The organism is Bacillus cereus, from assembly GCF_002567495.1.
GTDB classification, from domain to species: Bacteria; Bacillota; Bacilli; order Bacillales; family Bacillaceae_G; genus Bacillus_A; species Bacillus_A cereus_AQ.
Map to the genome: position 1 here is coordinate 32911 of NZ_NVAP01000039.1, position 13808 is coordinate 46718.

The window sequence follows — 13808 nt, forward strand, 5'->3', positions numbered from 1 at the left end:
TTTGTTTATTAGAATTTTCCTGACTGTTCCTTTCAAATCATCCCTCTTACGCCTTTTCAGTAATCAGTATTTTCTCTATCGCTTCTTGTAACAAATTCTTTGTCTCTTCCAAGTTATGATTCTTCTTTTCTCCAGGTTGTACCGTATAAAACTCAGCAAACGAGCGCTCTTTATATCTTGGTACGACATGCATATGGTAATGTGTTAACTCGTTAAAGATTCCACCATTTTGACAAATTGTAACTCCATCTGGTTTATATAATGATTTAATCGCTTTTGCAATCAGCTTAGAAGCATCCATAATTGATTTCGCTATAACATCATCTAATTCGTCCACTTCAACAACATGCTGCTTTGGCACAATTAAAGTGTGTCCTGGATAGAAAGGTTCATGGTCTAAAAAGCATGTTACATAGTCATCTTCATATACTTTATATATTTTTTCCTCTTCGTTTGCTAATTTACAACCTAAACATTCCATAATACTTCTCCCTCTGTTAAAAACATAAAAACGTGAGAGCCGTATTCTCACGCTTTTATATTTCACTTTATTAATTCAATTGTTTCCGTAACCTTTATACTATCTTTTACCGATTGAACAATCGTGCAGTTTTTCACTGCAAGTTGCAAAGCCTTGTCCAATTGCTCTTCTGTAATGTTTTGTGCTTTAATTTTATAGTGCAAATGAACACTTTCAACTGGTTTTGATAGAGCTTCACTTCTACCAATTTCCGTTTCAATTGTAAACGTATCGTATGTAATACGTTTCTTTTCTAAAATCGTTCGAAAGACAATTGCACTACATCCTGCGATAGAAGAAATGAGTAATTGTAACGGTGAATACCCGTTTTCTTTTCCAATCGCTAATTGGCCATACGATAAATCTGCTTCTATATCATCGTGTTTGATTGTTAGTTTCATTTGTTTTTTCCATCTCCACTTTCATCGGTTTCTTCCGTTTCTTACTCATATAATAATATATGTAGCAGAAAATGATAAATGGAATACCACAATATAACGCCATTCTTTGTTCAGGAATAAACGCTAAACTAATAACAACAATGCTATTTGTAATTAAAGCCAAAATTGGAACAATTGGATATAGTGGTGTTCTATACTTTAAGTCCTCTAACTTTCCTCCGCCTTTTATATACTGACTTCTAAAGCGAAGTTGCGATAAAGCAATAATGATCCAACTTGATACAGCTGATAAACCAGCTATAGATAATAAATACATGTATACTGTATCTTCTGCAAGGAAACTTGTGAATAATGATAGACCAGCTACAGCAATCGTTACAACTAGTGCTGTAATTGGAATACCACGTTTATTTACTTTCTGGAAAGATGTTGGTGCCATTCCTTCATTTGAAAGTGACCATAATATACGAGTTGCCGCATATAATCCTGAATTTGCTACAGATAATAATGCTGTAATAATAACGAAGTTCATAATATCCGCTGCGTATGGAATACCAATTTTATCAAATACAACTACGAATGGACTTTCAATTACGCCTGCTTCTTTCCAAGAAATTAACCCTACTAAAATCGTCATTGTTAAAATGAAGAATAACATAATACGCCATACTGTATTACGAATCGCACGTGGAATTGTTTTTTCTGGATTTTCGCTTTCTCCTGCTGCAATCCCGATTAACTCTGTTCCTTGGAATGAGAAGTTAACCGTAATCATCGTAAGTAATACGGCAGCTAGTCCATTCGGGAATAATCCGCCATCGCTTACAAAGTTAGAGAAAAGAGGTGCTGCTTCTTTTCCGTCATATGATATAAACCCTAGTAATGCACTACCACCAAGAACAACAAATGCAAGAATTGTAACTACTTTAATACTAGAGAACCAAAATTCTAATTCAGCATAGCTTTTCGCTGAAATTGCGTTTGAAGCATATAAAATAACGCCGAATACGAGACACCATACCCAAACATCAACATTCGGAAACCATCTTTTCATCATTAAACCGATTGACGTTAACTCTAGTCCTACTGTTACTGCCCAGCCGAGCCAGTATAACCAGCCAATCATAAAACCCGTTCCTGGTCCAATAAACTTCGTTGCATACTTTTGGAAAGATCCTGAAACCGGCATTGCTACCGTTAACTCTCCAAGACAAAGCATTGTTAAATACATAATAAATCCGCCCACTAAATATGAAAGGATGGCTCCCCCTGGTCCAGCCTGATTAATAGTGTAACCTGAACCTAAGAAAAAACCAGTTCCGATTACACCACCAAGTGCGATCATAAATAAATGTCTACTCTTCATCGTACGATGTAATTTCTCATTCGTTGGTTGCTGCATCTAAATCCTCCCCCTACCATACCCCTATATCTTGTTAAAATTTTCTGATAATAAAAATATACACGAAAGCGGTTACAATTTCTATATAAAATTAAAACTTTTCTGATAAAATAATATAAAAAATCTAATTATTGCAAGATTTAGATTCTATTTAGAGGAAAATAAGGATAAACAAGGAAAAAACCCTCACATATATTGTAAGGGTTAACGGAGTTCTAATCTTCTGGATAAAATTGATAAACTATAATTTACTATAAAGTACATACAAGCCACTAATATAAACGTCGGGATCATGTAATTCACATTTTGTCCGCTAATAATTTGAGCATTATGCATAAGTTCAGGTAGTGATATAACAACCGCTAGCGACGTATCCTTCAGTAATGAAATAAATTGACTAACAAGCGGTGGAACCATTCTCCTTAATGCTTGCGGCAAAATAATATGCCAAAGCGCTTGCACATATGTTAATCCTGAAGATCTTGCAGCCTCAATCTGCCCTTTTTCAATAGACAATAGACCACTTCTAACGATTTCAGATATCATCGCAGCTTCAAATATTGTTAAAGCAATTATTGCAGCAGTTATAATTTCTAACTTCAACCCTGCTTCCGGAAGTGCAAAATACGTAAAAAATATAATTAAAAGAAGCGGTAAATTTCGAATCACTTCAACGATAAAACCTAGCACTTGTGAAACGACAGGTATTTTTGCGTAACGCAATATACCGATTACACTTCCAATAATAAAACTAAGTACAATTGCTACGAGCGCTACCTCTAACGTTATAAGTAATCCTTTTAATAAAAACAGAATATGATCTCCTGTAATTGCTCCCTTAAAATCCATTTACGCCGCCTCCTTTGCTAAGCGTTTTTCTAAATAACGCACTAGCATACTGAGCGGAATTGTTAATATTAAATAAAACACCCCGACAAATATATAGACGTCGAACGTAACAAATGTCTTCGTTGAAATTAAGTCTCCTTGATACATTAAATCCGTACCAGCGATAATTCCAAGTATGGAAGAGTTTTTTACTAAATTGAGAAATTGATTTCCTAAAGGAGGGATTACGATTTTCATCGCCTGAGGTAAAACAACATAATACATTCCCTGTACATACGTTAATCCTGAAGACCGCGCCGCTTCCATTTGACCTTTTGCAACTGATAAAATACCAGCGCGAATGACTTCTGCAATAAATGCTGCCGTATATACGGTAAGCGTAGCTGTTCCTGCTACAAAACCATTTAAAGTAATTCCTATTACAGGTAAAGCGAAATAAAATATAAATGCAATTAATACGAGTGGAATATTTCTTACAAACTCTACAAAAGCTGATCCTATCCAATTTAAAATACGAATAGGTGCAATACGCATTACAGCCAAAATTACTCCTAAAATAAAGCTTCCTATTAATGCAATTACACTAGACATAACTGTATATTTAAACCCTTCTAAATACATATCAATGTTATTCGTTAATATAGAAAAATCAGGCACATACTCTCCCCTCTTTCTTTACAAGAAGAGGAAGAGGATGAGTACGCTCATCCTCTCACTCTTACTATTTATCAAGAAAAATAAAGTTTCACTTTACTTCTCTTGTTTTTGACCGATCCATTTTTCATACAATTTATCGTACTCCCCGCTAGCCTTCATATCTTTTAGTAAGTTATTAATCTCTTTCCTGAAATCGTCTGCACCTTTTTGCACTGCAATTCCGTACGGTTCATCCGTGAAAATTTTCCCTACAACTTCATAATTTGAATCTTGTTTTGCCATGCCGTAAAGGATTGCATTATCTGTCGTTAAAACATCACCTTTACCTGCTTTTAACGCCGTAAATGCCTCACTATAATTTTCAAATTCTAATACAGTCGCTTCTGGTGACTTTTGACGAATGTTATTTGTAGATGTTGATCCTTTTACAGCTAATACTTTAACGCCTTGTTTTATATCATCGATACTCTTAATATTGCTTCCTTTTTTCACAAGTAACGATTGCCCTGCTTTAAAATATACATCTGAAAAATCTACTTCTTTTTTACGCTCCTCCGTAATTGTCATTGTTGCGATAATCGCATCAATATCACCATTTTTCAGTAGTGGAATACGCGTTTTAGACGTTACTTCTTTTAATTCTAGTTTCTTTTCATCTCCAAGGATTTTTTTCGCAAGCGCCTTTGCGATATCAACATCAAATCCTTCTACCTGCCCTGTTGAAGGATTTTTCAATCCAAATAAGTTCGTATCATTCTTCACCCCAACTACTAGTTTCCCGCGCTTTTTAATTTGCTCCACAGCCCCGCCTTGCTTCGTATTCGTTTCTTTCGCCTCATCTTTTTTACTTCCACATCCAGCAACGACAAGTACGAATAAACATGAGAATACGATTAACGTAACTAACTTTTTCATTTTAAGCATGAAATTCCTCCTTTAATGATTTAACACTCTTCTTAAAAATAGACGCGCTCTTTCTTGTTCAGGACTTGCAAAAAATTGCGCCGGTGTTGTATCCTCAATGATCTTGCCATCATCCATAAATAAGATCCGATCTGCTACTTCTCGCGCAAATCCCATTTCATGCGTGACGACGACCATCGTCATCCCTTCTTTAGCTAGCGTTTTCATAACATCAAGTACTTCCCCAATCATCTCTGGATCAAGAGCAGACGTAGGCTCATCAAATAACATAATTTCCGGCTGCATTGCAAGCCCTCTAGCAATTGCTACCCTTTGCTGTTGTCCTCCAGATAGTTGATGCGGGTATACATTAGCCTTCTCCGGTATTCCTACTTTCTCTAAATAAAACATCGCCGTTTTCTCAGCTTCTTCTTTTGAAGTTTTATTTACTTTAATCGGTGCTAGTGTAATATTTTGAAGAACCGTTTTATGTGGATATAAATAAAAATGTTGAAAGACCATTCCAATATTTCGGCGTAATTCATTCATATCTGTTTTTGCATTGTGTACCTCCGTATCTTGTACAATTAGCGCTCCATCTGTAATCGTTTCTAACTGATTTATACACCGAAGCAACGTACTTTTTCCTGATCCAGAAGGCCCAACAACTACTACCACTTCACCTTTTTTCACTTGTACATTAATATCTTTTAAAACTTGAAAGCTACCATAATATTTATTTACATTACGAAACTCTATCAACATACTCCCCCCTTCCCCTAACAAAGCATGTACATTCTTTTATATTCAAAAACAGGCAAAAAAATAACTTTCAGCTGCATTTTGTCCATAAAAAAAAGCAAAGGGATTTTCCCTTTGCTTCTTCATTTCTAGTCTATTAAGATACTTCTTCCTTCTTATCTTTTCCGTATTCATGCTCCCAAAAATCAGCATTTTTAATTCCTAATGGTCCTGGATCGAATACTGGATCTTTCCCTTCTTTTTTCTGCTTTTCATAGTCCTTTAATGCAACTAATGCAGGCTTTTGTAATAGTAAAATCGCAATGATATTTACCCATGCCATAATCCCTACACCGATATCCCCTAAAGCCCAAGCCGTTGCTGCTGTTTTTATACAGCCGTAGAATACAGCTCCTAAAAATACAAACTTTAGTATCATAGACAGCCAAGGGCGGTCTTTATCACGATTTAAGTACGCGATATTCGTTTCTGCAATGTAGTAATACGCCATAATTGTTGTAAATGCAAAAAATAGCAGTGAGATGGCAACGAAACCGTTTCCAAATCCAGGGAAAACAGATTCTACCGCTGCCTGTGTATATCCTGGTCCTGGCTGAGCACCATTTAATTTATTAACGATAAAGTTTTTTCCGCTTGCATCAAATACGTTATACATGCCTGTAATAATCATCATAAATGCTGTTGCTGAACAAACAAATAATGTATCAATGTAAACGGAAAATGCTTGCACTAAACCTTGTTTAGCTGGATGTGATACTTCCGCAGCAGCTGCTGCATGTGGTCCAGTCCCTTGCCCTGCTTCGTTGGAATAAATACCACGTTTTACTCCCCAAGAAATTGCTAAACCGATAATACCACCGAAAGCCGCTTCTAATGCAAAAGCACTTCTTATAATTAACATAAATGCTTCTGGCAATTTTTCAATATTCATAGCAACAATAACGCAAGCTACTAAAATATAACCAACTGCCATAAACGGTACGACAACTTGTGCAACGTTAACGATTCGCTTTACGCCACCGAAGATGATAATAGCTAATACAACTACTAATAAAGCCCCTGATACGGTAGTGTTAATTCCAAAAGCTGTTTCTAAACTTACGGCAATACTATTCGCTTGCACACCTGGCAATAAGAGCCCTGTTGCAATAATTGTCGCTGCAACGAATACTAATGCATACCATTTCACACCTAAACCTTTTTCAATGTAATAAGCAGGCCCACCACGAAACTGTCCTTGATGCTTCGTCTTATATATTTGCGCGAGTGTTGATTCTACATAAGCTGATCCTGCCCCTAAAAAGGCTACTGCCCACATCCAAAATACAGCTCCTGGTCCACCGAATGCAACCGCTGTTGCTACCCCAGCTATATTCCCTGTCCCAACGCGTCCTGATAACGAAAGCGCTAACGCTTGGAACGAAGAAACACCAGCCTCTGATTTTTCTCCTTTAAATGTCAGCTTCACCATTTCTCCTACATGCCTTACTTGTAAAAACCTCGTTCGAATGGAAAAATATAACCCTACTCCTAGACATAAATAAACAAGTGCTGGACTCCAAACAATATTATTTATCCAATTTACGATAGCCTCCAATATTCCCCCTCCTTCTTTATAAAGAATTTTCAGAATATATAAAAATTATAAATGTATACTGAATCTATGACAATATTATTTTAATAAAACAAACATATTTTTGTATAAAAAAACAAAGTATATATTTATTTTATATACTTTGTTTTGAACAAAATGTATTATATATTCACAATCGCTTCTTTGCGTATAATTCTTTCATATAATTCTTCAGATAATTCCCGGAAGTTATCTGGCATATCTTTCCCCTTAAACTTCTTTTGGAGCGTGCCATATAAACCTATATCGCGTAAGCGTAAAAATAGCGGTAACGATTCATACCAACTATCCGCCAACTTATGTTCATATTCGTATCCTTTTCTTAACACTTGTAGCTGTTTACGAGAAAAATCAGTCTTCTCTTCCACTGTCCACGGTGTAAATAAAACAGAGTAATAGAGAACCATCGCTAAATCATGTATAAAGTAATTATAAGCCGCATCATCAAAATCAAAGATTGTTAGCTCTTTACCATCATAATGAAAATTACCTTGATGAATATCACCGTGCATAAGACCGAACGTTTCTCTTTCAACTGGAAGGGCCTTAATTTCATCCATTAATACAGCAGCAATCTCTTTCACCTTCTCATCTTCTAATTCATTCACAATGCTACTCTCGTCCTCTTCCCACGTATCACGATAGTCTGTTTTAGGATAGTTCATTGTTAGGCGGTGCAGTTGTCCAATCGCTTTTCCCCATGCTTCAAAGTAAGCATCTCCCCAATAAGACGATTCTTCTCCCTTTACTTGCTCGCCTTTTGCATATGTAAATAAAGACACGAAAAAGAACGTTCCATCCTCTGCTACGATTTCTTCTACGAGATTTTGAGACGTTGAATAAAGAGGTCCTGCTACCTTTGCCCCGTTCTCCGCAACATATCGTAAAAAATCTAGTTCAGCCTCTACCTCTTGTTTAGAGCGATGAGAAGAATGTGTTAAACGTAATACGTAATCTTCATCATTATCATCCTTCGCCTTAAAAATATAATTCTCAAAATCTCCAAGTGGCTTTTCTTCCACTGTTACATGAAATTCCCTTGCCGCTCTTGCTAAAATTCCCTTTGTAAAAACACGTTCTACAGCTATTTCCATATGTATCCCTCCTATATATCTTCTTAATTCGACACAAATGTGAGAAGTACTGCTATGAAATTGAATAATGCACAAAAGACAATGTAACGTAACTTTCAACCCTCTTTTTTAAAAAAATAATTCAAGCATAAATTTCTCACAAACGACAAAAATTAACAGAAACAATTGCACTTTAAAAGAGGTGGAAATTATGACAGAGAAAAAAGAACAACAAGAGAGTAAAAAACAAAAGCATATGTTTCCATCACTTCCGGAGAATATTAATTACATTGAAAATAAGCTTTCTCATTCTGATGATATAAAAAAATTAGATATCCCTTTTCAAAACGGAAAAGGATCGATTATATATATCGAATCTTTAGCAGATCCAAATTTAATTCATCAATTAGCTCTTGAGCCTTTATTAACACGATCAGATTTAGATTTAGATAAAGCTTTTTCTACATTGAATATGAAAAAAGAAACGAATTTAAATTATGGTGTACAACTTTTATTACAAGGTAAATCTTTATATTTTCATGAACATGTCGAAAACTTTTGTATTTTTGAAACGGCTCTTTCTTTAAAGCGAGATATAACAGAACCTGATAATGAAGGGATTGTCCGTGGACCTCATACCGGTTTTGTAGAAGATTTAGCAACCAATTTAGCTTCGATTCGTAAACTCATAAAGAGTCCAAATGTCGTCGTTAAATATTTCACACTTGGTGAAGAAATGCACACGAAAGTGGCAATTGCTTATATGCAAAATATAGCTAATGATGATCTCGTTACAGAAGTAAAAAGAAGGTTAGAAATGATTAAGACAGACGCACTCATGCCACCAGGCTACATACAGGAATTTATAGAAGATACATCTTTCTCACCATTCCCACAACAATTAAATACAGAGCGCCCAGATAGAGTAGCTGCAAATTTAATGGAAGGACGAGTTGCTATTTTATCTGATGGAGACCCAACAGCTCTTATCGTTCCTGTTACATTATTCGCTTTTTATCAATCACCAGATGATTATAATAATCGTTGGATTGTTGGATCTTTCGTCCGAATGATTCGCTTAGTGAGTTTCTTAATTGCCTTTCTCTTACCAGCTATATATATCGCAACCGTCGCTTTTCATCCTGATGTGTTGCCGCTCGAACTTGTTTATACAATTAAATCTTCTTTAGAAAAAGTGCCGCTTCCTCCTATTTTTGAAGCTCTCTTAATGGAATTAATCTTTGAATTATTACGGGAAGCTGGTATCCGCTTGCCAAGCCGAGTTGGACAAACAATTGGTATTGTAGGTGGCTTAGTAATTGGTGATGCGATTGTAAAAGCTGGACTTGTTTCTTATACAATGATTATCGTTGTAGCTTTAACTGCAATCTCATCTTTTCTTGTTCCATCAAATGATATGAGTTCTGCAGTTCGGATTCTTCGTTTTCCGTTAATGCTCCTTGCTGCTATATTCGGATATGTCGGAATATCATTTGGTCTAATTATAACTTTCGTTCATTTATGCCAGCTTCATTCATTTCATACACCATATCTTTCTCCTGTTGCCCCGATGCGAATCAAAGATATGAAAGATTCTTTTGTAAGACTACCAATTTGGTCATTTTGGGAACGTCCACATGATCCAAAACCAAAAAAAATGCAGCGCCAACATGTAACGAGAGAGGATGAGGATGGTGACAAACACGCAAAATAAAATTTCACTTGTTCAATTTACCTTTTTCGTTATTCAATGCCAAATCGGGGTCGGTATACTTTCTCTACCAAATCGCCTTCACCCAATAGCAAAAGGTGGGGGATGGATTTCCGCTCTTATCGCTGGGCTTGCGATTCAACTTATTATTTTACTTATGTGGCTTTTCTTAAAACGATTTCCTGATGCAGATATGTATGAAAGCGTCTGTATGCTATTTGGTAATAAATTTGGAAAACTATTAGGTTTTGCTTATGTTTTTTATTTTACCCTTATCGGTATGACGGTTATGTTAAATGCTTGTAATGTCATTAAAGTATGGATATTACAAGCAACTCCTTGGTATGCCATTCTCATACTATTTACAATAGCTTGTTGTTACGTAGCTTATAATACATTTAAAGTCATCGTACGATTTTATGTCATGGCCTCTATCCTCATTTTACCGATGGCACTTTTAATTGCCCTAGGGCTTTCCCGAGCTGATTTCTCTTATATTTTCCCCATTACAGAAGCTGGGTGGTGGAATATTATTCAAGCATCGAAAGAAACAATTACAGCTATGTATGGGTTTGAAATTATTCTTATCGCTTTCCCAAAAGTAAACGGGAGTTCTGCGGCAAAACTGAAGGCAATTTCTATCGCTAATGGATTTGTAACCCTTTTTTATACTTTTACTGTTTGGATTTGCTTTATCGTATTTAGTCCAAAGCAAATTGAACTGATTCCAGAGCCGGTTGCTTACTTATTACGCTCCTTGCATATCGGGATTATAGACCGGACTGATTTACTATTCATACCAATATGGATGATAACCGTTGTGGCTTCTATTGCTAGTTATTATTGTGCTGCTTCAATCGGAATTGGACATATATTCAATCTTACTAACCATAAAAAAGCTGTTCCAATCGTTGGTATTATTGCTTTTAGTGTAGCCTTATTTATAGATACCCCGGAAGAATTAAAGGTAATTTCAACTTTCACTGATAAGTTCACCTATATTTTCATTGTTGTCCTCCCTCTTCTATTTCTACTTTATTCAGTAATAAGAAATAAGAAAGGAGAACAGTATGCTCAAAAAAAGAGTTAAATTACTTTTTATATTATGTGCTAGTTCATTCCTTTCTGGATGCTGGGATCAAGAACCATTAAGAGAAGCGAGATTAGCTTATAGTATTGGTTATGATATTACGGAAGAGGATAAACTTCAGCAAACAATTGAGCTCGTAAAAAGTTCCAGCGGTGAACAATCTTCATTCCAGAATGAAATACATTCAGCTACCGGACATAACATAAGAGATACAAGCGATTCACTGAAAAAAAATGTGACTGGGAACATTCGTTATTTTAAATATGGCGTGCAATTATTAGGAACAAAAATTCAAAAAAAAGGTATATTACCCTATTTAGATGTCAGCTTTCGAGACCCAACAAACCCAACTGCTTTAGTGAAACTTATTTCAGTAGATGGGGACACCTCCAAAATACTCAAAAAAAAGAAAGTAGGGAATTTACTGATTGGAGATTTTCTAAAGAAAAAAGTTAAAAGCTTAGAAGATATGAGCGTATTTCCGAAAGAAACTTTAGAGACAGCTGCTACAAAAATGTTAGATCCAGGTAAAGACTTCACCCTCCCCTCTATAAAAATAAAAGAAAAAGAAGTTATTACAGACGGATTAGCTTTATTTAATAAAGACAAATTAACTGGACATTTACCTTTGAAACAAACTGTTTTATTTGTGTTATTAACCGGAAAAATGGGGAAAAGTGCCCGTATCACCCAAAAGCTTACTAGCGATGAATCAGAGAAGACATCTGATTATTTAACAATGGAAGTGAGTAACAAGAAATTAAAACGAGACTTACAAATAACTACAGATAAAAAAGGAAATGTGTATGCTCACATTAAACTTCAACTAAAAGTGATAGCACTTGAGGCTCCAAGAGATAATCTGTATAAAATGGGAGAAAGAAAAGAACTAAATAAAGAATTATCTAAACAACTTACGAAAGAAGCTCAAAAGATAACGAAAAAGTTACAAAAAGCAAACTGTGATGCTTTCGGTATCGGCAGACACCTTATCGCTTATCACCCCGAATTATGGAAGAAAAAAAATTGGAATAAAGATTATGCAAAAGTAAAATTTAAACCAGAGGTAGAAGTAAGCATTTTATATAGTGGTGTCTTAAAATAAAAGGTTGTATGCCACGCGGGCATACAACCTTTTATTTCGTATATCGATATACAATTGATTCATATGGTCTTACATGAAGTTTTGTAATATCCATTCCTGAATCTTTATAATTTGACATTAGTACTTCTTGTTTCATTCCATCCAATTGAACACTAGCTGGTACAGAATACGTTATTTCTTCTCCATAGAAGTTATTTATAACAAGTAGTACTTCATTCTCAGCAGTACGAGTATACGCCCAAATTTTAGGGTGGTCCTCATCTAAAATAGCATATTCTCCATCTGTAATAACATCATATGTTTTTCTTAGTTCAATTAGTTTTTTATAATGATAAAATACAGATTCATTATCTTCTAATGCCTTCTCTACGTTTATTTCTTTAAAGTTTTCAGCCACTGAAATCCAAGGTGTGCTTGTTGTAAAACCGCTGTTCATCTCTTCATTCCACTGCATTGGAGTACGAGAATTGTCACGAGATTTTTGTTTTAAAATCTCTATAATCTCTTCTTTCGATAATCCTTCTTTTAGCTTTATATCATGTATATTTAACGATTCCACATCACGATATTTCTCAATGGACTCAAATTTAGGATTCGTCATACCGATTTCTTCCCCTTGATAAATGTAAGGTGTTCCTTTCAACATATGCATAACTGTCGCTAACATTTTTGCAGATTCGTTTCGGTACTTCCCGTCATCACCAAATCGTGAGACGATGCGTGGCTGATCATGATTACACCAAAATAATGCATTCCATCCCCCGCCCTTTTGCATTTCAATTTGCCAGTTAGACATAATTTCTTTTAATTTAATGAAATCAAAATCTGCTCGCGTCCACTTATCACCATTCGGATAATCTACTTTTAAATGATGGAAACTAAACGTCATGCTTAATTCATTGCGCTCAGGGTTAGAATATTTAATACAATTATCAATTGTCGTAGATGACATTTCTCCAACTGTAATTACATCTTTCCCTGCAAAAACGTTTCGGTTCATCTCTTGTAAATATTCATGAACACGCGGACCATCTGTATAATACTTACGTCCATCACTTGTCGCTGTACTACCTTCATCGTTTAAGAAACGTTGGTCTTTTGAAATTAAGTTAATGACATCTAATCTGAATCCTGTTACCCCTTTATCCAGCCAAAAACGCATCATATCATATACTTCTTCACGCAGTTTTTCATTTTCCCAATTTAAATCAGCTTGTGTTTCATCAAATAGATGTAAATAATATTGCTCTGTCTTCTCATCATATTTCCAAGCAGACCCGCCAAACTTAGACTGCCAATTATTTTTTTCATCACGCCAAATGTAGTAATTACGATATGGGCTATTTTTATCTTCTTTCGCCTCTTTAAACCACTTATGTTCCGTCGAACTATGATTTACAACGATATCAAGCATGATTTCAATATTACGTGCTTTCGCTTCTTCTAAAAGTTCTTCAAACTCTTCCATCGTTCCGTAAGATGGATCAATACTGTAATAATCACTTACATCGTATCCATTATCATTTTGTGGTGATTGGTATATCGGTGTTAACCATATATAATCCACTCCGAGTTCTTTTAAATAATCTAGTTTCTCTGTAACCCCTTTTATATCACCGGTGTCTCTATTGTAATAACTATTAAAGCTCTTCGGATAAATTTGATAGACTACACTTTTATGCCAATCCTTCATGTTTAACTT

Annotated in this window: 12 protein-coding genes and 1 pseudogene; 3 read left to right on the top strand and 10 right to left on the bottom strand. The window is 35.3% G+C overall.

Annotated features, from left to right (window positions below):
- Positions 1–46: 46 nt before the first annotated feature.
- From COK05_RS18380 to COK05_RS18425, 9 genes and pseudogenes are all read right to left on the bottom strand, one after another.
- The gene (locus COK05_RS18380; protein ID WP_141539157.1) at positions 47–532 is read right to left on the bottom strand and encodes an HIT family protein; all 486 of its coding nucleotides are present in this window, start codon (positions 530–532) and stop codon (positions 47–49) included.
- An 11-nt stretch (positions 533–543) separates the two neighbouring features.
- Entirely contained in the window at positions 544–921 is a 378-nt protein-coding gene (locus tag COK05_RS18385; protein WP_006918002.1) for an OsmC family protein, read from the bottom strand.
- Positions 896–2323, bottom strand: coding sequence for an amino acid permease (locus COK05_RS18390; protein WP_001187114.1), 1428 nt, complete (start codon positions 2321–2323; stop codon positions 896–898). The genes COK05_RS18385 and COK05_RS18390 overlap by 26 nt, the downstream gene beginning before the upstream one ends.
- A gap of 204 nt (positions 2324–2527) precedes the next feature.
- Complete coding sequence (locus tag COK05_RS18395) at positions 2528–3172, bottom strand: amino acid ABC transporter permease (RefSeq protein ID WP_098613744.1); 645 nt, start codon at positions 3170–3172, stop codon at positions 2528–2530.
- Entirely contained in the window at positions 3173–3829 is a 657-nt protein-coding gene (locus tag COK05_RS18400; RefSeq protein ID WP_098613745.1) for an amino acid ABC transporter permease, read from the bottom strand.
- A 93-nt stretch (positions 3830–3922) separates the two neighbouring features.
- Positions 3923–4753, bottom strand: a complete 831-nt coding sequence (gene glnH / locus COK05_RS18405) for a glutamine ABC transporter substrate-binding protein GlnH (RefSeq protein WP_098613746.1) — start codon at positions 4751–4753, stop codon at positions 3923–3925.
- Positions 4754–4765: 12 nt separating this feature from the next.
- Positions 4766–5686 (bottom strand): annotated as a pseudogene (locus COK05_RS18410) (amino acid ABC transporter ATP-binding protein).
- On the bottom strand, positions 5631–7091 hold the full coding sequence (locus tag COK05_RS18420; protein WP_088095136.1) for an alanine/glycine:cation symporter family protein: 1461 nt from the start codon (positions 7089–7091) through the stop codon (positions 5631–5633). Before COK05_RS18420 ends, COK05_RS18410 begins: the two are co-directional and overlap by 56 nt.
- A 158-nt stretch (positions 7092–7249) precedes the next feature.
- On the bottom strand, positions 7250–8221 hold the full coding sequence (locus COK05_RS18425) for a phosphotransferase enzyme family protein (RefSeq protein ID WP_098613748.1): 972 nt from the start codon (positions 8219–8221) through the stop codon (positions 7250–7252).
- A 190-nt stretch (positions 8222–8411) separates the two neighbouring features.
- Here COK05_RS18425 and gerKA point away from each other — a divergent pair, with 190 nt between their 5' ends.
- The 3 genes from gerKA to COK05_RS18440 are packed head-to-tail and all read left to right on the top strand — an operon-like array spanning position 8412 to position 12106.
- Complete coding sequence (gerKA, locus tag COK05_RS18430) at positions 8412–9914, top strand: spore germination protein GerKA (protein ID WP_098613749.1); 1503 nt, start codon at positions 8412–8414, stop codon at positions 9912–9914.
- A complete protein-coding gene (locus COK05_RS18435; protein WP_098613784.1) occupies positions 9895–11001 on the top strand; it encodes a GerAB/ArcD/ProY family transporter in 1107 nt (368 codons plus the stop codon). The genes gerKA and COK05_RS18435 overlap by 20 nt, the downstream gene beginning before the upstream one ends.
- A complete protein-coding gene (locus tag COK05_RS18440; RefSeq protein ID WP_098613750.1) occupies positions 10982–12106 on the top strand; it encodes a Ger(x)C family spore germination protein in 1125 nt (374 codons plus the stop codon). The genes COK05_RS18435 and COK05_RS18440 overlap by 20 nt, the downstream gene beginning before the upstream one ends.
- A gap of 31 nt (positions 12107–12137) precedes the next feature.
- Here COK05_RS18440 and treC read toward each other — a convergent pair whose 3' ends face one another.
- Positions 12138–13799 carry an alpha,alpha-phosphotrehalase gene (gene treC / locus COK05_RS18445; RefSeq protein ID WP_098613751.1) on the bottom strand — a complete coding sequence of 554 codons (1662 nt, stop codon included), beginning with the start codon at positions 13797–13799 and terminating at the stop codon, positions 12138–12140.
- Positions 13800–13808 lie beyond the last annotated feature (9 nt).

Excerpts from the sequence above, each read along its gene's own strand:
- COK05_RS18385 (WP_006918002.1), bottom strand. The coding sequence starts at position 921 with ATGAAACTAACAATCAAACACGATGATATAGAAGCAGATTTATCGTAT.
- COK05_RS18390 (WP_001187114.1), bottom strand. The coding sequence starts at position 2,323 with ATGCAGCAACCAACGAATGAGAAATTACATCGTACGATGAAGAGTAGA.
- COK05_RS18395 (WP_098613744.1), bottom strand. The coding sequence starts at position 3,172 with ATGGATTTTAAGGGAGCAATTACAGGAGATCATATTCTGTTTTTATTA.
- glnH (WP_098613746.1), bottom strand. The coding sequence starts at position 4,753 with ATGCTTAAAATGAAAAAGTTAGTTACGTTAATCGTATTCTCATGTTTA.
- COK05_RS18425 (WP_098613748.1), bottom strand. The coding sequence starts at position 8,221 with ATGGAAATAGCTGTAGAACGTGTTTTTACAAAGGGAATTTTAGCAAGA.
- gerKA (WP_098613749.1), top strand. The coding sequence starts at position 8,412 with ATGACAGAGAAAAAAGAACAACAAGAGAGTAAAAAACAAAAGCATATG.
- COK05_RS18440 (WP_098613750.1), top strand. The coding sequence starts at position 10,982 with ATGCTCAAAAAAAGAGTTAAATTACTTTTTATATTATGTGCTAGTTCA.
- treC (WP_098613751.1), bottom strand. The coding sequence starts at position 13,799 with ATGAAGGATTGGCATAAAAGTGTAGTCTATCAAATTTATCCGAAGAGC.